The organism is Salinibacter sp. (assembly GCF_036626415.1).
In the GTDB taxonomy this organism is placed as follows: domain Bacteria; phylum Bacteroidota; class Rhodothermia; order Rhodothermales; family Salinibacteraceae; genus Salinibacter.
On record NZ_JAZKRW010000052.1, the window covers coordinates 1 to 19,923 of the forward strand.

The window sequence follows — 19,923 nt, forward strand, 5'->3', positions numbered from 1 at the left end:
AGAAACGCTTCCCCATGTCTAGCCTCGTCCAGACCACCACCGACGGCCCTGTCCACACGATTCGCCTCAACCGTCCGGACAAGCGCAATGCTTTGAACGCCGACCTCGTCACGGCGCTGAAAAGTGCGCTCGACGAGGCGGAAGACGCTGAGGATCTGCGAGTCGTCGTCCTCACGGGCGCTGGATCGGCGTTTTCCGCCGGGGCGGACCTGTCCTCGCTCCGAGCCATGCGCGACGCCGGGCCCATGGAAAATCAACGAGACTCTCGGCACCTGGCGGAGCTGTTCCGCCAAATTTACCAGCACCCAATGCCTGTTATTGCAAAGGCAAACGGACATGCAATCGGAGGCGGGTGCGGCCTCGCCGCGGTCTGTGACTTCGCGTACGCGGCGGAGGGGGCCAAGTTGGGCTTCACCGAGGTGCGTATTGGCTTCGTCCCGGCCATCGTGATGGTTTTCTTGCGCCGAAAGCTCGGAGAGGCGCGGGCCCGCGACCTGTTGTTGCGGGGGCGGCTCGTGGACGTAACCACCGCCGCGGACCTGGGGCTCGTTACGCGGGCGGTGCCCGAGGGGGCGCTGGACGAAGCGGTGGAGGACCTGGCCCGCGAACTCGCGCGGGACACGAGTGGCTCGGCGGTGGCGCTCACGAAGCAGATGCTGGCGCAGGTGCCCGGAATGGGCCTTGATGAGGCGCTGGACTACGCGGTGCAGATGAACGCGTTTGCGCGGGGCACGGACGATTGTCAGGCCGGCATCGACGCGTTTCTGAACGACCAGGATCCGCCGTGGAAACAAGCGGCATCGGAGGCGTAGCCATCAAGTGTTGCTGCACCCGTGTACACGATGGTGTGCCCCCTCGGTTTTATTCCTGCTGCGAAGCAAAGCTTCTTCAACGACTCGTTTTTGATTGAGGAGCGCGCCTCGTCTGGGGACACCGCCCACGAAATCTTTACCTGTACCGCTACCATCTTCGACGCGTAGCGCTTACATTTTGAATACAACACAGGCGCCCCTTTGCAACCTCCTGATCAACACCACGCCACTTTTTTATGGGTAAAAACGTTTCTGAAAAACTGATCGACAGCCACCTCGCCGACGGCAGTCTCGACGGCGTGGAGGTGGGCGCAGAGATCGAACTCGAGATGGACCAGACCCTCACTCAGGACGCCACGGGGACGATGGTCATGCTGGAGTTTGAGGCGATGGGCATCCCCCGCGTCCAAACGGAGCTGTCGGCCCAGTACGTTGACCACAACCTCATTCAGTCCGACTTCAAGAACCCGGATGATCACCTCTTCCTGCGCAGCGCCTGCAAGAAATTTGGCGCCTGGTACAGCCGTCCCGGCAATGGCGTAAGCCACCCGGTGCACCAGGAGCGGTTTGGAGAGCCGGGCAAGACGCTCATTGGGTCGGACAGCCACTCGCCCGCCGCGGGGGCCATTGGCATGCTCGCCATTGGCGCCGGGGGGCTCGACGTGGCGATGGCCATGGCCGGCAAGCCGTACACGATTAACATGCCCGAGGTGTGGGGCGTGAAGCTGACCGGTGAGCTGCCGGATTGGGTGAGTGCGAAGGACGTCATCCTCACCATGTTGGAGCGGCACGATGTGGATGGGGGCGTGGGCCAAATTATCGAGTATTACGGCCCGGGGCTCGACAGCCTCAGCTGCATGGACCGCCACGTCATCGCGAACATGGGCACAGAGTTGGGCGCCACCAGCACCGTCTTCCCGGCCGACGAGGAGGTGCGCGATTTCCTTCGTCGTCAAGGCCGCGAGGAGGCCTTCCGAGAAATTAAGGCCGACGCGGACGCCACGTACGACGACCACGAAGAGATTGACCTTTCCAAGCTGGAGCCGAAGATCGCGAAGCCCAGCAGCCCGGGCAACGTGGTGCCCGTTCGGGAGGTCGAAGGCCAAGAGATTTATCAGAGCTACGTGGGCTCTTCCGCCAACCCTGGCTTCCGCGACTTTGCGAGCGCCGCGGAAATTGTGGACGGCAAGCAGGTGCACGACCGCGTGTCGTTCGACGTAAATCCGACGTCGCGTCAGATTCTGGAGAACCTGATGAACTCGGGGCATCTCCAGATGCTGACCCGTGCCGGTGCCCGTATTCACCAGGCCGGCTGCAATGGCTGCATCGGGATGGGGCAGGCGCCCGCCACCGGGCAAATCTCGGTGCGCACGGTGCCCCGCAACTTCCCGGGCCGCTCCGGCACCAAAGAGGACGCCGTCTACCTCGTCAGTCCCGAAACGGCGGCCGCCTCCGCGCTCACGGGCGAAATCACCGACCCGCGCGACCTGGCGGACTTGTACGACATGGAGTACCCGAATGCACAGACGCCGGACCAGATCAGCGTCAACACTGACCAGCTCGTCGAGCCGCTAAGTGCCGAGGAGGCAAAGGGCACCGATCTTGAGAAGGGCCCCAATGTCGTGTCCCTCCCCGAGTTCGAGCCGCTTCAGGACTCGTTTGACCTGCCGGTGCTCTTGAAGGTGGGCGATGATATTTCCACCGACGAGATCATGCCGGCAGGGTCGCGTATCCTGCCGTTCCGCTCCAACATTCCAAAGATCTCGGAATTCGTCTTCGAACAGGTTGACGAGAGCTTCTTCGATCGCGCCATGGAGCATCAGGACAACGGCTTCGCCGTGGTCGGCGGCACGAACTACGGGCAGGGCTCCAGCCGCGAGCACGCCGCCATTGCCCCGCGCTGGCTCGGCACACGTGTCAAGATCGCCAAGAGCTACGCTCGGATTCACCGGCAGAACCTGGCGAACTTTGGCATCCTGCCGCTGCTCTTCAAGGACGACGAGTCCTACGACAGCATCGAGCAGGGCGACACGTTGCAGTTCCGCAACCTGCGCGACCAGGTCCGGTCCGGAACGGATGTGGAGCTTACGAACGCGGACAAGGGCGAAACCTACGTCGTGGAGCACGACCTCTCGGAGCGTGAGCTCCAGATGGTGCTCGAAGGCAGCCAGATTAGCGTGGTGAAGCAAGAGTTTGCCGACGCGAAAGCGTAAGTGCTCTCCGGTAGTGCTGTGCAGCGGACGGGGGAGCCCGAAGTGGCTTCCCCGTTCCGTGTTTGGGGGAGGGTTCGTTCCTGTGTGCTGATTCGACGGGGTGTTTGTTTTCGAATGGGTGACACTCCCACATCGGACCTGCTCCGCCCGTTCTACGACGATTGGTCGCGGGGACACCAATCCGCAGCCCAGGCGCTTTGGGACTGGCACTCGGCCCTGGTGAACCCGACGGTGCCTGGAGAGACCTCCGTGGACTCGTTCTTTGATGAAGAGCGGGCGCGGGCCGAGGCGGGCGAACCGCTTCGGGCGATCCCTGAGGACACTGCGACTGCGGCCTACAAGGCCTGTGAGTCCCACGCCCTGAACGTCGACTGGCTGGCGGCACAGGTTGAAGCGGCCCGGTTGCTCGTGGGCACGACGCGCTTCGACGACGCCAATCAGCTGGACACGTTCGTTCGGCTCTGGGCCGCCCCCCACGCTCGTCTCCTTGCCCACCTGGCGGACGTGACCAACTCCGTGCAGATGGGGTGGGTCGATGAGCTCGCCCGCGGCTTTTTCCACCTGGCGCACCTGTTGCGGCTGCCCACCGACCTGGCGCACGGACGTCTCTTCGTGCCCGTCGCGGAGCTCCGCCAGTACGACGTGTCGACCGACCAACTGCGAACGGGCCCGGCCACCGAAGGGGCGCGTCGGCTGTTGTGGAAGCAGAGCGTCCGCGTGCGAGATGCCCTGCAGCGCGGCCGAGCCCTGGCCAACGACCTTGGGTTTCGTCATCGCTACGCCCTGCTTCGGTACTGGCATGGGGCCCTGGCCCTGTTGGACGAACTCGATCGGCGTGACTACGACCTCTGGTCGGCCCCAATTGAACTGTCGCCCCTCCGTCGGCTGGAGGTCTATTTGCTCATGCTCTTCGGTCGCCGGTAAGCCCGACGCGCCATTGCCCCGTTCCAAAAACACCGCGTGAGATACCGCACGAGATTATGACAACCTACAAGGAGGCAGGTGTTGACGTTGAGGCAGGGGAAGAGGCGGTCGATCGCATCCGATCACGGGTTCAGGACACATTTACGCCCGGCGTGCTGGCCGACATCGGGGCGTTTGGGTCGTTCTTCGAGCCGGACTTGGAGGGCATGGACGAGCCAGTGCTCGTCTCGTCGATTGACGGGGTGGGCACCAAGCTGAAGGTGGCGTCGCGCGCCCGACGCTATGACACGGTGGGGCAGGACCTGGTGAACCACTGCGTGAATGATGTTGCTGTGTGCGGGGCCCGGCCGCTCTATTTTCTCGACTACTACGGGGTGGGCACCCTTGAGCCCGACACGGCGGAGGCGGTCGTCGAAGGGTTCGCGACGGCCTGCAAAGAGAATGAGTGCGCGCTGGTTGGCGGCGAGATCGCGGAGATGCCGGACGTATACGGCGAGGGGGACTTCGATCTTGTCGGCACGGTCGTCGGCCTCGTGGACAAGGGCGAGATCGTGACAGGCGACGACGTTGCGCCCGGCGATGTGCTTCTCGGCCTCCCGTCGACGGGCATTCATACCAACGGATACACCCTCGCCCGAACCGTGCTCTTCGATGAATACACCGTAGACGACTGCCCCCCGGAACTGGACGGGGCGTCGGTTGAAGAGGCCCTGCTCCGCGTACACCGATCGTACCTAGACCCGATCCGCGCCCTCGTGGAGGCCGACCTGGCCCAGGGCCTCGCCCACGTCACCGGCGGCGGCCTCCCGAATAACCTCAGACGGGTGGTGCCAGAAGCCTGTACCGCGGCGGTCGACTATGACGCTTGGGAACGCCCATCCATCTTCTCGTTGATCCAAGAGCTCGGGGACGTGCCAGAAGAAGACATGCGGCAAACCTTTAACCTCGGAATCGGAATGGTGGTCGTGGTGCGGGCGGACGACGCATCCCGGGCCGTTGACCAGCTTGAGTCTATCGGCGAATCTCCGATCCAAATGGGGTGGATTGAGGCCGTGGAGGAGTCGTCTTAGCTGTTTCGCAGGGGTGAACTGTGGGGTTTACACCGGTCCCCCCGGAACATTTGGCGTCAAATAAGAGGTACGATAGGCACTAAATTCTCATGGCGCGTTCACGTGTTCTCGTCCTACTTACGCGCCGTACTCTCACTTCGCTCACCGCTGCTGGGGTGCCGACATGTGGTCGCTGATCATCATTCTGCTCATCAGCTACTTCCTCGGGTCCATTCCTGGGGCGCTGTGGTCGAGCAAGGCCCTGCACGGGGTTGACATTCGGAATCATGGAAGTCACAACTGTGGGGCCACCAATGCCTTTCGGGTCGTGGGCTGGCAGGCCGGCGCGCTGGCGACGATCGTCGACTTCGGGAAGGGGTTCCTCGCGGCGGGCGTGGTGGCCTCGGTGGTTCGCATTGATCCCATCCCGGCGGGCCTCGCGTTTGTGGGGGGGGACAAGTTCGTAGTCTTGGGGCTGCTCGCGGGAGTCATGGCGGTCATCGGGCACATGTATCCCATTTTTGCCCGGTTTGAGGGCGGGAAGGGCGTAAACACCGCCGCGGGGATGCTCTTTGCACTCACTCCGCTGACGATGGCAATTACGCTCGCGGTCTTCGCGGGGATTCTGTTTTCCACCCGCTATGTGTCGCTGTCGTCGATCACCGCTGCGCTTTCGTTTCCGACCCTCGTGGCCGTTCGTCGCTTTGGGTTCGGGGCCGACCTCGACCTCAGCCTGCTTGTCTTTGGGGGGCTCCTCGCCCTTGCCATTGTTGTGGCCCATCGCTCCAACATTCAGCGGCTGCTAAACGGCACTGAGAGTCAAATTAGCTCGTTCGAGCCAGCGCAGGGCATGCTCGGGCGCGGAGAGTTGTGACTCCTGCCCGCAATTCCTCGCTGTAAAGCTCGTCAGGCCCGGCCCAGGGGACTTCGAGAGCAGAATTCTTCCAGGACCGCCTTCCGGCACCCGTCTCACTTCACCTACGTATGCCCCCATGTCGACTTCGATCACGCTTTTCGGGGCCGGGAGTTGGGGCACCGCCCTTGCCGTTCACCTGTCTGCCGCGGGGCGCGACGTGACGCTCTGGGCCCGCCGCGACGAGGTCGTCGAGCGCATGCGGACGGCCCATCGCAACCCGACGTATCTCCCCGACATCAAAATTCCGACGTCTGTGCACGTGACGTCGGACCTTGAAGCGGCCGCTGCGGCGTCCTCCATATGGGCCGTGGCGGTGCCCTCACAAAACCTCCGCAGTGTGGCGGCCCGAATTGCGCCGCTCACCCGTCCGGGCATTACTGCCATCTCGTTGGCCAAGGGCATTGAAAACGACTCGCTGATGACGATGTCCCAGGTTCTGGACGAAGAGCTGAGCGGGCTGGAGGAGCAACAAATTGGGGTCCTCTATGGGCCGAGCCACGCGGAGGAAGTGGCCGAAAGCCAGCCCACAACCCTCGTCGCGGCCGCTCCCACCGATCCTCGCGCGGAGTGGATCCAGAACGCCTTCATGACGGATCGGCTCCGTGTATACGTGAACACGGACGTCGTGGGGGTTGAGATTGGCGGCTCCGCAAAAAATGTCCTGGCCATCGCCGCGGGCATGGGGGACGGAGTCGGCTATGGAGACAACGCAAAGGCGGCCCTCGTCACACGCGGGCTGGCTGAGATTCGCCGGCTCGGCATCGCGATGGGGGCCCATCCAAAGACGTTTGCGGGCCTGACGGGCATCGGCGACCTGCTCGTGACGTGCATGAGTTCGCACAGCCGCAATCGGTACCTGGGGGAACAGATTGGGGCCGGAAAGACGCTCGACGAGATCGAGTCGGAGATGGACATGGTGGCGGAAGGCGTCCGGACGACCCAGTCGGTGTATGATCTGGCACGGCACCACGACATCGAGATGCCCATCGTCGAGGCTGTACATCGTGTGTTGTTTGAACATCAGCGTCCCGAAGAGATGGTCGACGCGTTGATGAGCCGCCCGGCCAAGCGAGAGCACTGGCTCCCGCAGCGTCTTCAGAACATCCGTTGACGTGCGGGCCGACCGCCGTGCGGGTGCCCTGTCCGCCCATGGGCTGCCCTTCGAGCCATCCCGGCTCGGCCGTACTTCTTCACTGTCCGTCTGTACAACCGGTATGACTCGTCGGGAATTGGAGCAGCTTGTCGATTTGGGGGAGGGGATCAGTGTAGAGTTTAAGCGTCGGGTGCCTCAAGCCGAGCGCATTGCGAAAGAGGTCGTGGCCCTCACCAACACCAACGGCGGACGCATCGTGCTTGGGGTCGACGATGACGGGACCATCACTGGGGTCGAACACGCCTCTGAGCAGGAGTTTCTTCTTCGACAGGCCGTGGACGCACACTGCCGTCCCGTCGTGGAGTACGAGACGGAGCGAATCGTCGTAGAGCCTCGAGTGGACGTGCTCCTCGTGACAATTCCTGAAAGCACGACCAAGCCCCACGTCGTAGTGCCCAACGGGGAGGCTTCGGAGGAGGCGGGGCGGACCTACGTGCGGGTAGAAGCGAGCAGCGTGGAGGCCAGCCCCGAAACGATACAGGAGCTCCGCCAGCAGGAGAGCCAGGCGGGGGTCACCTTCGAGTTTGGAGAGACGGAGTCTTTACTCATGCGGTACCTAGACGACTATGGGCGCATTACTGTGTCTCAGCTGGCGCAACTCGCAGACATCTCGCCCGAGCGGGCCTCCCAAACACTGCTTCGCCTTACGGAGGCCGATCTCCTGCACCTCCATCCCGACGAGAACGGTGATTACTTTACGCTGAACTACTGATCCGGAGGCACCCGAAGTTGCACTCCTGCGGACAAGCCCCCGCGATTATCTTCCTTAAATTAGTTTCCGTTATTGCAAAAAGATTACCGCTAAAAAGCGCACCGGAGAAGATGCTCTTGACGCCCCTTGCTCCTCGCTTTCTGAGAAAACGTTTGGAGAATAGGCGCCCATCCGCGTGCCGATTTCCTCGCAGTGAACCCTGTGAACTGCAGTCGCCCGATGGAAAACGCTCAAATCTTCCGAAACGCCGATCCGTGGCAGTTGTATCTCCGAAAACGTGTGAGTAAACTATGTGTGCACCCTCAACATCCGTTATTGAACCCCGCCGATGCCTGTTACCGAGACGATCCCGCTTCATGAAACCGCCCGGGAGCGGTACCTGAACTACGCGCTGTCCGTGATCACCAGTCGGGCCCTGCCGGACATTCGGGACGGCTTGAAGCCGGTGCAGCGTCGCATTCTCTTCGCGATGTTCGACAGTTTGAATTTGTACCCCTCGAAGCGGCACCGGAAGAGCGCGACGGTGGTGGGGGAGACGATGGGAAAATACCATCCCCACGGCGATAAGGCCATCTATGACGCCATGGTGCGCATGGCCCAGTCGTTCTCGCTGCGGGCGCCGCTGGTTGACGGACACGGCAACTTTGGCTCGCTTGACGGCGACAGCGCCGCCGCGATGCGCTACACGGAGGCGAAGCTGCAGCCGCTGGCCATGGAGATGCTGGAGGGCCTCCGGGACGAGACGGTCGACTACCGCGACAACTTCGACGGATCGTTGAAAGAGCCGGTCGTGCTGCCGGCGCGTGTCCCCAACCTTCTGGTGAATGGGGCAAGCGGCATCGCGGTGGGAATGGCCACCAACATCCCGCCGCACAATCTCGGGGAGGTGGTCGACGCGGCCCTTCACATGATCGACGTGCCCGACGTGGCGACCTCGACGCTCGTCCGTGACCACATCCAGGGGCCGGACTTTCCTACGGGCGGGCGCATCCTCAACACGCAGGAGGAGTTGGCAGAGATCTACGAGACGGGCACCGGGACGATCGAGATGCGAGGGGCGTACCGGACAAAAGGAAAGACCCGGGCCATCATCGAATCGGTGCCCTACGGCGTGGACAAGAGCAAGATCGTCGAGGAGATTGCCGATCATATCGCCGAGGAAAACGTCCCGCAACTGTCGAACGTGCGGGATGAGTCGACCGACGACGTACGCATCGTGCTGGAGCTGAAGCGCGGCTCGGATACGGAGGCGGCGATGGCCTACCTCTTCAAGCACACGAAGCTTCAGAAACGATTCCACGTCAATCTTACCTGCCTCGTGCCCACGGAGAGCACGGACGTCAAGGCCCCGAAGCAGGTGGACCTCCGCACCATCCTCCGGCATTTCCTCGAGTTTCGCCTGGAGGTCGTGACGCGGCGCCTCCAGAACGAGTTGGAGGAGCTAGAGGCGCGCATTCACATTCTGGAAGGCTTCGAGACCCTCTTCGATGCCCTCGACGAGGCAATTGAGATCATCCGTGCCTCACAGAACAAGGCCGATGCGGCGCAGCGGCTCATGCACCGCTTCCAGCTGGACGAGGAGCAGACCGACGCCATCCTGGAGACTCAGCTCTATAAGCTCTCGCAGATGGAGATTGAGGCGATCCGGGACGAGCTGGGGGAGAAGCGGGCGCGGGCCGAGGAGATCCGTCGCCTGCTCGACGACGAGGACGCCCGCTGGGGCATTGTTCGGGACGAGCTGGAGGAGATCCGCGACGAGTACACGGACGAGCGCCGTAGCACCCTCGTGGGGCCGGAGGCGGACATGGAGTACACCGAGGAAGACTACATTGTCGACGAGGACGTCCACGTGATCGTCACGCGCGACGGCTGGGTAAAGCGGCAGGGCACGTATTCGGACCTCGACGCCATCCGCACGCGCGATGGAGACGAGGTGGGCTGGGCCCTGGCGGGGTCGACCCGCGCCACCGCTGGCTTCTTCACAAACTACGGCACATGCTACACGACGCGGATCTCGGAAATTCCGAGCACGACCGGCTACGGGGACCCGGTGCAGAAACTATTTTCGTTCGACGACGGGGAGCACGTGGTCGGCGTTATGAGCTTCGATGAGCGGGTGCTTCCAGATCCGGTGCCCCCCGAGCCGAGTGAGCAGGGCGAGCTGTTCGATCCGGAGGACCCCGACGCGCCGGATCAGCCTTATGTCGTGGCCATCAGCAAGGGGGGGCAGGCGACCCGGTTCACACTGGATGGATACGTAGAGCCGTCCATCAGCACGGGGCGCAAGTACATGCGTTTGGAGGACGGCGACGAGGTCGTGCGGGTCCATGGGGCCGCGGGCGATGAAAACATTTGCCTGGCCTCCCATGACGGCCGCGCCCTCGTCTTTCCCCTTCACCAAGTGTCGGTGTATAAAGGGCCGGCGAAAGGCGTGCGCGCCATACGACTGGAGAAGGATGACCGTGTGCTCGACTTTGCCCTCAGCACTCGGGCCCGCGAGGGGCTCACGGTGGAGACGAACAACGGACGAGAGGAAATCGTGCGGACCACGAAGTTTGACGCCACGAACCGCGGGGCCAAGGGCACACTCGTCATCAAGCGCGGGTACTTTGCGGAGGTGTTTCCGGAGCCCGTAAAGGTGACGTACGAAGAGGGCACCTAGCCGTTGGGCCGCGATTACGAGACATCTACCTACGCAGTACGACGAACGACAGCATATGCCCAAGACATATACCGGCGAAGACATCGATGTCCTTGAAGGCCTCGAACCGGTCCGCAAGCGACCCGGGATGTACATTGGGGGCACGGGGCGGCCCGGTCTCCACCACATCCTATGGGAGGTGGTGGACAACGCCGTTGATGAGGCAACGAACGGGTATGCCTCCCGGATTGAGGTCGTCCTCCATGAGGATGGGAAAAGCATCAGCGTGTCCGACAATGGGCGCGGCATTCCGGTGGACGACCACCCGGAAAAAGGCGTTCCGACCGTCCAGTTGATCCTGACCACCCTCCATTCTGGCGGAAAGTTCGATGCGAGCAACTACATCACCTCCGGGGGGCTGCACGGCGTGGGCGTGTCGGTCGTCAATGCGCTCTCGGAGGAACTCGTGGCTACGGTAAAGCGGGACGGGCAGGAATATCGGCAGCGGTTTCGGCAGGGCACGCCGGTGACGGGGCTGGACGTCACCGACGAGGATGCGCGCGGGACCGGGACCGACATTTACTTTCGGCCGGATCCGGAGATTTTCGAATCCGTCGAGTTCGACCCCACGTGGATCCGGGAGCACCTCGACGTAAAGACGTACCTGAACCGAGATTTGAAAATCATCTTCCGTGATGACACGGCCGGTGACCGGTACGAGCTTCATCACGAGGGCGGCATCCAGGAGTACCTGACGCACCTCGTGGGGGACCTTCAGGTGGCCCCAATCCACGACGATGTCTTCATGATGGAAGACGATGACCTGGGCGGGGATGGCCGTCTTGAGGTTGCGCTCCAGTGGACCGATGCACCGAAGGAGCAGCTCCACACGTTCGTCAACGGCATCCCGACGGAGGACGGTGGGACCCACGAACAGGGCCTCAAGAGCGGGATTCGCTCCGTGATTCGATCGTTCATGGACACACACGACCTCGTGCCGCACCGGCTGGAGATCAAGGGCGACGACACCCGCGAGGGCCTCGTGGCCATCGTAAACCTGTTTCACGTGGACCCACAGTTTCAGGGCCAGACGAAGGACAAGCTCAACAATCCGCCCATCCGTTCGCAGGTGTCTGGGGCACTGCGGAGAGAGCTGGAGCAGTATTTGAATGACCATTCTTCGACGGGGGAGGCCATTGCGTCCCGCGTCGTGCAGGCGGCGAAAGCTCGCCGGGCGCGTCGGTCGGGGTCGGGGGGAAGCAGTGGGCGGTCGGGCTCGGCCTCGCGTCTTCAGTTGCCTGGCAAGCTGGCCGACTGCTCGTCCAGCACCCCAAGCGAGTGTGAGCTCTTCATCGTGGAGGGCGACTCGGCCGGCGGGTCGGCCAAGCAGGCGCGCGACCGGGAGACACAGGCGGTCTTGCCCCTGCGAGGAAAGGTGCTGAATGCCGAGCAGGCCACCCTTGATCGGGTCCAGAACAACAAGGAGCTCTCTAACATCGTCCAGGCGCTGGGCTGTGGCATCGGCGATGCGCTCGACCTGTCTGACCTCCGCTACCGCAAGATCATTCTCTTAATGGATGCGGATTCCGACGGGCACCACATCGCGACGCTCCTGCTCACGTTCTTTTACCGGTACATGCGGCCTCTCATTGAAGGGGGGTTTGTCTACATCGCCCAGCCGCCGCTCTACCGCATCGAGGCGGGCAAAGACACGCATTGGGCGCTCGACGAGGCGGACAAGGAGCGCATTCTCGATGAGATACGGAGCGACGGTCGGAATCCCAGTGTCGACATCCAGCGCTTTAAGGGGCTCGGCGAAATGATGCCCGACACGCTGAACGAAACCACGCTGGCTCCCGACAGCCGCCGACTGCTCGAAGTCAGCATTCCGGACACCGAGCGGATGGTGACGGAGCAGACCATCACAGAGCTGATGGGGCGGGACAGCTCGGCTCGCTTCGAGTTTATTATGCAGCACGCCGCGGAGGCGGACGAGTTGGATGTGTAGCGGCCTTCTGCCGCGCAGTGAGTCCTTGTGAAACCCTGTGAAAAGTCCGCTGTGGGGAGGTGCTCGTCGGCTGGGCGCCGAACTTTCAGCGTCGTTTGCAATACCCGACTGGTAGATTCTTGTCGATAGGCTCGTAGCTCAACCTGGTAGAGCAACGGACTCTTAATCCGTGGGCTGAGGGTTCGAATCCCTCCGGGCCTACAGTGTGCCCTCAATCCAGGCGTCCCTGAAAGCCGTCTCGCGGCGCATCGGGGACGTTTTCAGTTTCACCCCTCTGCGTCCGTCGGCCAGCCTCCCCCGATTGTGGTCTTCGAGGGATCGGTTCGGGGCTCCAGAGGGATCACCCACCCGGATTGATTGTAGCAGTCCTGCACCAGTCCAGTCCCTCTGGAAAGTTGACAGAGGGTTCGCGTTCCTGTTTTAGAAAATAAATGCCCCCATGCCGTATCCCAAGCAGATGGTGGAGCCCATGCGCAAAGAGCTCACCCAGCTCGGCGTTGAAGAGCTGCGCACGGCCGACGATGTCGACGATGTCTTGGCGGAGTCGCAGGAAGAGACGATTCTCCTCGTCATCAATTCGGTGTGTGGTTGCGCCGCCGGCAACGCTCGGCCCGCTGTTGCCAAGGCGAAAGACGCAACGGAGCATCCCCCGGACCGGTACGTGACCGTCTTCGCGGGGCAGGACCTAGAGGCCACGGAGCGTGCGCGGGAGCATCTTCCGGGCATTCCCCCGTCCTCGCCGTTCTTTGCTCTCTTTCGGGACGGACAGCCCGTCTACGTGGTGGAGCGGAAGCACATTGAGGGCCGAAACGCCGACGTGATTGCCCAGGATCTCGTGGAGGCCTTCGAGGCCTACTGTCGTGAAGAAGAGCCTCCGGCGAGTGCCCCCTCGCGCCCCGATTCTTCAAGCTCCGGTGACGGACTTCCGTCCACCTTCCAGTCCATCACCTAGAAGCGCTGGGGCGCATCCTGTTTTGTCGATTTCCCGTATTGCATGCCTGACGACGCGCCTGCAGAGTCTTCAGGGGATCCCGACGAACTCGGGGGGTCTTCCGACGGACGCACGGTTGAGAAGGACGATCATACGCTCGAAGAGGCCGCGGAAGCCATCCTCTTTGCCGCGGACGAGCCGGTCGCTGCATCCCGCATCTCGGAGATCGTGGCCGACGTGACGGGGCGCCCTCAGCCCTCGACGGAGGACGTGGCTGCGGCGGTTGACCGGCTCAATGCAGACTACGCAGAGCACGGGCGTGCCTTCGAAATCACGTCGTGGGCGGGCGGGTACCGCTTGGTCACCCGTTCTGCCCTCTCGCCTTTTGCGAAAACCTTCTATGTGGAGGAGCAAGAGACCAGCCTCTCGCGGTCGCTGATGGAGACCCTCGCGGTCATCGCGTACCGACAACCGGTTACGCGACCGGAGGTCGACTTCGTCCGTGGTGTAAACTCGGACTACGCGATCCGGAAGCTTCTGGAGATGGAGCTGGCGAGCGTAGAGGGGCGGGCAGACTCCGTAGGGCGTCCGCTCCTCTACGGGACCACCGATCGCTTTCTCGAGCAGTTTGGCCTTGACTCCTTAGATGCCCTTCCGACCCTGCGGGAGGTCGAAGACCTGCTCGACGACCCGGCCTTCGACGACGAGCGCGCGAAGCTCCTCCAGTTGGACCGGGAGGAAGGCATTTCGATTGATATGCTAGACCCCGAGAACGCGGAGCCCCCCGACGAAGAAAATGCTTCTGAGTAAGGGTCGACATTCGAATCCGCTCCCTCATTAAATCCCCGCCTTTGGCGACATGGCCTCCGACTCCCCCAACCGCGACGGCATGCGGATCAATAAATACATTGCCCACGCGGGGGTTTGCTCGCGTCGGGACGCAGACGACCTGGTGGAGCAGGGGCGTGTACAAATCGATGGGGAAACGGTGACCCAGCATGGCACCCGCGTGCACGAGGGGCAGACCGTAGTCGTAGATGGGGAGGAGGTGTACCCCCTCGAGTTTGAGTATCTCCTTCTCAACAAGCCCAAGGACACGATTAGCACCACCGAGGACCCGCGAGGGCGACAGACCGTCCTCGATGCGATCGGGGTTCCGGAGGACAACCCGTCCGGCCTCTTTCCGGTGGGACGGCTCGACCGCAACACCACTGGGGTTCTCTTGGTCACCAACGATGGCGACCTGGCCCACCGCCTCATGCATCCCCGGTTTGAGATTCCGAAAATCTACTACGTGCGGTCGCAGGATCGTGTGAAACCGCACCAGCTCGACGAGCTTGAGCGAGGCCTCGACCTCTCCGACGGCGAGGCGGCGGCCGATCAGGTTGCGTACCTTGATCCGCAGAGCAAAACCGACATCGCCCTCGAACTGCACGAGGGGCGCAACCGTCAAATTCGCCGCATGATGGAGGCGCTCGGGCACACCATCGTCCAGTTGGAACGGGCAAAGTACGCCACGCTCACCACCGGCCGACTGCAACGCGGTGAATGGCGTCGGTTGGACCCGGAAGAAGTCCGCGAGCTCTACCAACGTGTTGATCTTCAATAGTCCCCCATTAGTCCCCGCTACCATGTCCCAACCAGTTACGAACGGCACCCCCGACACGGCAACCGACGACAAGATCAAAACGGAAGGCCTGACCTACGATGATGTACTGCTCGTGCCGGGCCACTCCACGGTGATGCCCCGCGAGGCGGATACCTCGGCCTGGCTGACCCAGAACATCGAGCTCAATGTTCCGGTCCTATCCGCGGCCATGGACACGGTCACGGAGGCCGACATGGCCATTGCGCTGGCGCGACAGGGCGGCGCCGGGGTGCTCCACAAAAACATGTCGATTGAAGATCAGGCCGCAGAGGTGCGGCGTGTGAAGCGGTCGGAGAACGGGATGATTCTCGATCCGATCACCATTTCGCCACACGACACGGTGGCCGATGCCCGCAATATGATGAGCCACTACTCCATCGGGGGCATTCCGGTCGTGGACGAGTCGGACAAGCTCGTGGGGATTGTCACGAACCGAGACGTCCGGTTTGAGCTGGACGGCGGCACGCCCATTCGAGACATGATGACGGCCGAGGATTTGGTGACGGTGCCGGTGGGGACGACCCTTGACGAAGCGGTTCAGATTCTCCAGGATCACAAGGTCGAGAAGCTCCCGGTGGTGGACGACGAGGGGTACCTGAAGGGCCTCATCACGTTCAAAGACATCCGCAAGCGCCGCAAGCACCCCAATGCGTGCAAGGACGAGCACGGTCGGCTGCGGGTGGGGGCGGCTGTTGGCGTGACGCCCGATGTGATGGACCGCGTTTCGGCGCTGGTCGAGGTGGGGGTGGACTTTGTGGTCGTAGATACTGCGCATGGCCACGCCGAGGGCGTGCTGGAGACGGTTCGACAAATCCATTCGCGGTTTGAGAAAGAGGTTGAAATTGTGGCCGGGAACGTGGGCACGGGGGACGGTGCCCGGGCATTGATCGATGCGGGCGTCGATTGTGTGAAGGTCGGAATCGGTCCGGGTTCAATCTGCACCACCCGGGTGGTCGCCGGGGTTGGGGTCCCGCAGCTCACTGCGGTGATGGAGTGTGCTGAGGCGGCGCGACCGGAAGGAGTGCCTGTTATTGCCGATGGGGGCATCAAACAAACCGGTGACATTCCGAAGGCCCTGGCGGCCGGCGCGAGTGCCGTCATGATCGGAAGCCTCTTTGCCAGTGTTGAGGAGAGCCCGGGCGAAACGATTATTTACGAGGGCCGCAAGTACAAGAGCTACCGGGGCATGGGCTCGGTGGAGGCCATGGACGACGGGAGCAAAGATCGATATTTTCAGGACGCAGAGGATGATCTCCGAAAGCTTGTGCCCGAAGGGGTCGAGGGACGCGTTCCGTACAGCGGGACCCTCAGTGAGGTGCTCCATCAGATGAAGGGAGGCCTCCAGGCCGCAATGGGGTACTGTGGCTGCAAGGAGGTCCGCGAGCTGTATCAGTCGGCTCAGTTTGTTCGCACGACGGCCGCTGGGCTCCGCGAAAGCCATCCGCACGACGTAGAGATTACGAAGGAGTCCCCCAACTACTATTCGGGACCCTCCAAGCGAAGCGAGTAACTTCAGTGCTTTGAGGTCGTTTGGCCGTCTCGTCCAGTGAAGCCGGCATGCCCAATCGTATCGCTCGTGTTCGGAATCGGCTCGAAGAGTTGGAGGCAGAAGCCTTGTTTCTGACTGCTCTTCCCAACATTCGTTGGGCCTGTGGCTTTACGGGGTCCAATGGAATCCTTCTCGTGGGTCCCGAGGCGGCATCATTCGTGACGGACGGCCGGTACACGGAGCAGGCCCACGCCGAGGTAGAAGGGGCTGACGTGCTCGTCGCTGATCGTGGACTTTCGGATTGCATCTCAGAAGAGAATCTCCTCGGCCCGTATTCGCGCGTGGCCTTCCAGGCTGCGCAGGTCAGTGTTGCGCGTCGAGATCGTCTTGTGGAAGAGCACGGGGATATAGAGTGGGTCCCCAACACGCACGTGCTGAGTCAACCGATTGCATCCAAAGCCCCCAGTGAAACCACTCAAATACGTGATGCTCAATCGATTACAGAGTCTGTGTTCGAAGAGATTATAGATCTCATTGAACCGGGAGTAACGGAGCGAGAGGTTGGGGCGGAGATTGTATACCGTCATCTCCAGAAAGGAGCAGACTCAATGGCGTTTGACCCTATTGTCGCTGCCGGTCCCAATGGGGCCCGCCCCCATGCCCGCCCCACGGACCGTCCGCTGCAAGAGGGCGACCTCGTTGTTCTGGACATGGGATGCTTTCTCGATGGGTATGCGTCCGACATGACGAGAACTGTGGCCTTGGGCGAACCTGGCGACCCAGCGCGGCGGGGATACCAGGCCGTGCTGGATGCTCAGAACGCCGCGCTCGACGCTGCACAGGCGGGCCTGACGGGGAAAGAACTCGATGCTGTAGCACGAGACGTCCTCGGGCAGGCGGGGCTGGAGAAATACTTTACACACGGCCTCGGCCACGGCATTGGGCTCGAGGTGCACGAGTGGCCCCGGATTTCGCACACGGCAGACGATGAACTCCCGGATCGGGCGTGTGTGACGATTGAACCGGGCGTCTACGTGCCCGAAGAGCAATACGGAGTTCGGATCGAAGACATCGTGAGTCTCCGGGAAGAGGGCTGCAAGAACCTCACACAAAGCCCCAAAGAGCTACTGGTTCTGTAAACCTGCATGTGACTCTGTTATTGCGTGCCTAGACTTTTATAATGACTAACCCGTAAGCTGCAGTATATGGCCCCAAGGACATAAAGACTGAATCGTAACGTCTGGTGCCTCCCGTGGGACTAGGGCCGTAAGGGTCGCTTGTTCGTTTTGATTGGTGATACGTCAAATGCCGGGCATTCGTCGGGCAGACCGTGCCTCCCGAGTCCTCTTGCTCTGCACCGGCATTTTGTTGGCTTCCGGCCCTGTCTGGGCCGCGGATCCGTCGTCGTGGCCGTTTCTGGTGGGGACGTCATTTCTTGGAGGGGGTGGGGTGTTTCTTCTTTGGCGTCGAGATGTATTGTCGGTCCATGAGGTGCTGTGGGGGGCACTGATCTTGCGGCTCATTTATCTGCCACTCGGGCCTGGACTGACCGATGATCTGTTTCGGTACATCTGGGACGGCTGGCTGCAGTGGGAGGGCATCAACCCGTACCGGTTCGTTCCCTCGCATGCCGACCTCGACTCATTTCAACACACTGAGCTCTATCAGAAGCTCAATTCTAAGGAGTATTACAGCGTCTATCCCCCACTCTCACAACTTCTCTTCGCTTTTGGGGGAGGGTTCTACGATGGAGGCTGGACGACGCCGTATTACGTCTTAAAGATCCTCTTTGCGGGGATAGAGTTTAGCGGCGTTGCGTTGCTCGCTCGACTCACGAGCGCCCGGAACGTACTGCTGTATTCGTGGAATCCGCTCGTACTCATCGAGGCCGCGGGCCAGGGCCACACCGAGACGCTCTTGGTGGCGCTTCTACTGGGAGCCGTCTGGGCCGTGCAGCGACGGCGGGCGGAACTCGCGTCGCTCGCAATTGCGGGCGCTGGCCTGGTCAAAATTTACCCGTTCGCGCTGGGCCCGTTTTTGCTCCGTCGCTTTGGATGGCGAGCCGTATGGCCGGGCGCGTTCCTCGTGGGCGGGCTCTGTCTTCCGTACATCGCCCCGTACACTCTGCCACACATGAAGGCCTCGGCGGACCTATTCGCGAAGCTCTTCGAGTTTAACGCCGGTCCGTATTATGCCGTCAAGCATGTCCTCTGGGCCTGGACAGGAGCGGACTGGAGCAAAACGATCGGGCCGCTGTTTCGGGGAGTGTTTCTGACGTTGCTCCCTGTACTGTACACGCTCGATGCATGGCGCGGGTGGTCGTTTCGACGTGCCTGCCTTCTGTTGATTGGCACCCTATTCGTGTTCAGCACGACTGTGCATCCGTGGTATCTGCTGCCTCTGATTGCGCTTGGGGTGATGGGCCCGCGTCCCTCTTGGCCCTGGCTCTGGCTAGGAGTATGTTCGATCGGAACCTATCTCTTCTACATCGAGGGGCCGTACTGGATCTGGGTTGGGGCCGGGTGGGGAGGAGCTGGGCTCATTTTCATGATCCAGCGCTACGGGACAGAGCTCCGGCGCCGAGTGCGCCGCCGCTATAGAACGGAGGGGTCTTCGGCTGCAGACTGATCCGCGTCCGTCGCTTCCGACAGGATCGACACCACATCTCGAGCACTCGTGTCGGGGGCGCACCGCCAGTGGTACTCGTCGTACCGCCGAAACCACGTAAGCTGGCGCTTGGCGTAGCGACGCGTATTACGCTTTACGAGGCGCACCATTTCGTCGTAGTCGATCTCGCCGTTCAGGTGCTGAATGGGCTCCCGGTATCCTATGGTGCTGAGGGGGGGCTCGTCCAACTGCACGCCGTCCATCTTCATCACCTCACGTACTTCTTCGAGAAGCCCTGCATCAAGCATTTGCTCGACCCGCCGGTTGATGCGATCGTAGAGCTTTTCTCGGTCCCGGTTGAGCACGACCGTAACATATTCGAAGGGGGGCTCCGGCTGGTTCTCGTAGTAGTAAGAGAGCGGCTTTCCGGTGCCATGGTAAACCTCAAGTGCCCGGACCACCTTCTGGGTTTTTGTCGGATCTGTTTCGGCGGCCTGCTTAGGGTCTACCTCTTTGAGTTCTTCGTAGAGCGCGTCTTGTCCCTCCGACTCCAGCCGCTGGGTTAGCCGATCACGCACCGCACTGTCCACGTCGGGAATGTCCGCGAGGCCGTACTGGAGAGCGTGGAGGTAGAGCGTCGCCCCGCCAACCACAAGGGGGCGACGGCCCCGTGCAAGAATGTCCTGAATCCGCTCATTGGCCGCCTCCGCGTATGCCCCGGCCGAAAACGGCTCATGGAGGGAGCGCTCCCCAATGAAATGGTGCGGCACGCGACGACGGGCGTCCGGGGAGGGCTTGGCCGTGCCGATCGTGAGCTCCT

At 62.1% G+C, this 19,923-nt stretch carries 17 protein-coding genes and 1 tRNA gene; 17 read left to right on the plus strand and 1 reads right to left on the minus strand.

The window, feature by feature from the left end; all coding sequences use genetic code 11:
* Nucleotides 1-14: 14 nt before the first annotated feature.
* The 17 genes from V5A20_RS07525 to V5A20_RS07605 all read left to right on the plus strand — a co-directional run bounded on the left by V5A20_RS07525 (nucleotide 15) and on the right by V5A20_RS07605 (nucleotide 19,124).
* Entirely contained in the window at nucleotides 15-812 is a 798-nt protein-coding gene (locus tag V5A20_RS07525; protein WP_442978432.1) for an enoyl-CoA hydratase/isomerase family protein, read from the plus strand.
* A 30-nt stretch (nucleotides 813-842) separates the two neighbouring features.
* Complete coding sequence (locus V5A20_RS07530) at nucleotides 843-980, plus strand: hypothetical protein (RefSeq protein ID WP_332314999.1); 138 nt, start codon at nucleotides 843-845, stop codon at nucleotides 978-980.
* 68 nt (nucleotides 981-1,048) lie between these two features.
* Nucleotides 1,049-3,025 carry an aconitate hydratase gene (locus V5A20_RS07535; RefSeq protein ID WP_332315000.1) on the plus strand — a complete coding sequence of 659 codons (1,977 nt, stop codon included), beginning with the start codon at nucleotides 1,049-1,051 and terminating at the stop codon, nucleotides 3,023-3,025.
* A gap of 114 nt (nucleotides 3,026-3,139) precedes the next feature.
* The gene (locus V5A20_RS07540) at nucleotides 3,140-3,949 is read left to right on the plus strand and encodes a squalene/phytoene synthase family protein (RefSeq protein WP_332315001.1); all 810 of its coding nucleotides are present in this window, start codon (nucleotides 3,140-3,142) and stop codon (nucleotides 3,947-3,949) included.
* A gap of 56 nt (nucleotides 3,950-4,005) precedes the next feature.
* Nucleotides 4,006-5,019, plus strand: a complete 1,014-nt coding sequence (gene purM, locus V5A20_RS07545; protein WP_332327034.1) for a phosphoribosylformylglycinamidine cyclo-ligase — start codon at nucleotides 4,006-4,008, stop codon at nucleotides 5,017-5,019.
* A gap of 163 nt (nucleotides 5,020-5,182) precedes the next feature.
* Entirely contained in the window at nucleotides 5,183-5,872 is a 690-nt protein-coding gene (gene plsY / locus V5A20_RS07550) for a glycerol-3-phosphate 1-O-acyltransferase PlsY (RefSeq protein WP_332327035.1), read from the plus strand.
* Nucleotides 5,873-5,990: 118 nt separating this feature from the next.
* On the plus strand, nucleotides 5,991-7,025 hold the full coding sequence (locus V5A20_RS07555) for an NAD(P)H-dependent glycerol-3-phosphate dehydrogenase (RefSeq protein WP_332315004.1): 1,035 nt from the start codon (nucleotides 5,991-5,993) through the stop codon (nucleotides 7,023-7,025).
* 103 nt (nucleotides 7,026-7,128) lie between these two features.
* Nucleotides 7,129-7,779, plus strand: coding sequence for an ATP-binding protein (locus tag V5A20_RS07560; RefSeq protein ID WP_332315005.1), 651 nt, complete (start codon nucleotides 7,129-7,131; stop codon nucleotides 7,777-7,779).
* A 328-nt stretch (nucleotides 7,780-8,107) separates the two neighbouring features.
* Nucleotides 8,108-10,441 (plus strand): DNA gyrase/topoisomerase IV subunit A, encoded by a 2,334-nt coding sequence (locus tag V5A20_RS07565; protein ID WP_332315006.1) that lies wholly within the window; start codon nucleotides 8,108-8,110, stop codon nucleotides 10,439-10,441.
* A 55-nt stretch (nucleotides 10,442-10,496) separates the two neighbouring features.
* On the plus strand, nucleotides 10,497-12,428 hold the full coding sequence (locus V5A20_RS07570; RefSeq protein WP_332315007.1) for a DNA gyrase/topoisomerase IV subunit B: 1,932 nt from the start codon (nucleotides 10,497-10,499) through the stop codon (nucleotides 12,426-12,428).
* Between the two features lie 127 nt (nucleotides 12,429-12,555).
* Nucleotides 12,556-12,629: transfer RNA gene (locus V5A20_RS07575), tRNA-Lys, on the plus strand.
* A gap of 238 nt (nucleotides 12,630-12,867) precedes the next feature.
* Nucleotides 12,868-13,380, plus strand: coding sequence for a BrxA/BrxB family bacilliredoxin (locus tag V5A20_RS07580; protein ID WP_332327036.1), 513 nt, complete (start codon nucleotides 12,868-12,870; stop codon nucleotides 13,378-13,380).
* Nucleotides 13,381-13,422: 42 nt separating this feature from the next.
* On the plus strand, nucleotides 13,423-14,169 hold the full coding sequence (gene scpB / locus V5A20_RS07585; protein WP_332327037.1) for an SMC-Scp complex subunit ScpB: 747 nt from the start codon (nucleotides 13,423-13,425) through the stop codon (nucleotides 14,167-14,169).
* A 49-nt stretch (nucleotides 14,170-14,218) separates the two neighbouring features.
* A complete protein-coding gene (locus V5A20_RS07590; protein ID WP_332315010.1) occupies nucleotides 14,219-14,968 on the plus strand; it encodes a pseudouridine synthase in 750 nt (249 codons plus the stop codon).
* A 22-nt stretch (nucleotides 14,969-14,990) separates the two neighbouring features.
* Nucleotides 14,991-16,517: an IMP dehydrogenase gene (guaB, locus tag V5A20_RS07595; RefSeq protein WP_332315011.1), complete on the plus strand. Its 1,527-nt coding sequence runs from the start codon at nucleotides 14,991-14,993 to the stop codon at nucleotides 16,515-16,517.
* A gap of 47 nt (nucleotides 16,518-16,564) precedes the next feature.
* A complete protein-coding gene (locus tag V5A20_RS07600) occupies nucleotides 16,565-17,635 on the plus strand; it encodes a M24 family metallopeptidase (protein ID WP_332327038.1) in 1,071 nt (356 codons plus the stop codon).
* Nucleotides 17,636-17,945: 310 nt separating this feature from the next.
* Entirely contained in the window at nucleotides 17,946-19,124 is a 1,179-nt protein-coding gene (locus V5A20_RS07605) for a hypothetical protein (RefSeq protein ID WP_332327039.1), read from the plus strand.
* Here V5A20_RS07605 and miaA read toward each other — a convergent pair.
* Nucleotides 19,091-19,923 (minus strand): tRNA (adenosine(37)-N6)-dimethylallyltransferase MiaA (gene miaA / locus V5A20_RS07610; protein ID WP_332315014.1); only part of this gene is annotated, 833 nt, incomplete at its 5' end. The genes V5A20_RS07605 and miaA overlap by 34 nt on opposite strands.

Coding starts and splice junctions, on each gene's coding strand:
- V5A20_RS07535 (WP_332315000.1), top strand. CDS start 1,049: ATGGGTAAAAACGTTTCTGAAAAACTGATCGACAGCCACCTCGCCGAC.
- scpB (WP_332327037.1), top strand. CDS start 13,423: ATGCCTGACGACGCGCCTGCAGAGTCTTCAGGGGATCCCGACGAACTC.
- plsY (WP_332327035.1), top strand. CDS start 5,183: ATGTGGTCGCTGATCATCATTCTGCTCATCAGCTACTTCCTCGGGTCC.
- V5A20_RS07540 (WP_332315001.1), top strand. CDS start 3,140: ATGGGTGACACTCCCACATCGGACCTGCTCCGCCCGTTCTACGACGAT.
- V5A20_RS07530 (WP_332314999.1), top strand. CDS start 843: ATGGTGTGCCCCCTCGGTTTTATTCCTGCTGCGAAGCAAAGCTTCTTC.
- V5A20_RS07565 (WP_332315006.1), top strand. CDS start 8,108: ATGCCTGTTACCGAGACGATCCCGCTTCATGAAACCGCCCGGGAGCGG.
- V5A20_RS07580 (WP_332327036.1), top strand. CDS start 12,868: ATGCCGTATCCCAAGCAGATGGTGGAGCCCATGCGCAAAGAGCTCACC.
- guaB (WP_332315011.1), top strand. CDS start 14,991: ATGTCCCAACCAGTTACGAACGGCACCCCCGACACGGCAACCGACGAC.
- purM (WP_332327034.1), top strand. CDS start 4,006: ATGACAACCTACAAGGAGGCAGGTGTTGACGTTGAGGCAGGGGAAGAG.
- V5A20_RS07590 (WP_332315010.1), top strand. CDS start 14,219: ATGGCCTCCGACTCCCCCAACCGCGACGGCATGCGGATCAATAAATAC.
- V5A20_RS07570 (WP_332315007.1), top strand. CDS start 10,497: ATGCCCAAGACATATACCGGCGAAGACATCGATGTCCTTGAAGGCCTC.
- V5A20_RS07600 (WP_332327038.1), top strand. CDS start 16,565: ATGCCCAATCGTATCGCTCGTGTTCGGAATCGGCTCGAAGAGTTGGAG.
- V5A20_RS07525 (WP_442978432.1), top strand. CDS start 15: ATGTCTAGCCTCGTCCAGACCACCACCGACGGCCCTGTCCACACGATT.
- V5A20_RS07555 (WP_332315004.1), top strand. CDS start 5,991: ATGTCGACTTCGATCACGCTTTTCGGGGCCGGGAGTTGGGGCACCGCC.
- V5A20_RS07560 (WP_332315005.1), top strand. CDS start 7,129: ATGACTCGTCGGGAATTGGAGCAGCTTGTCGATTTGGGGGAGGGGATC.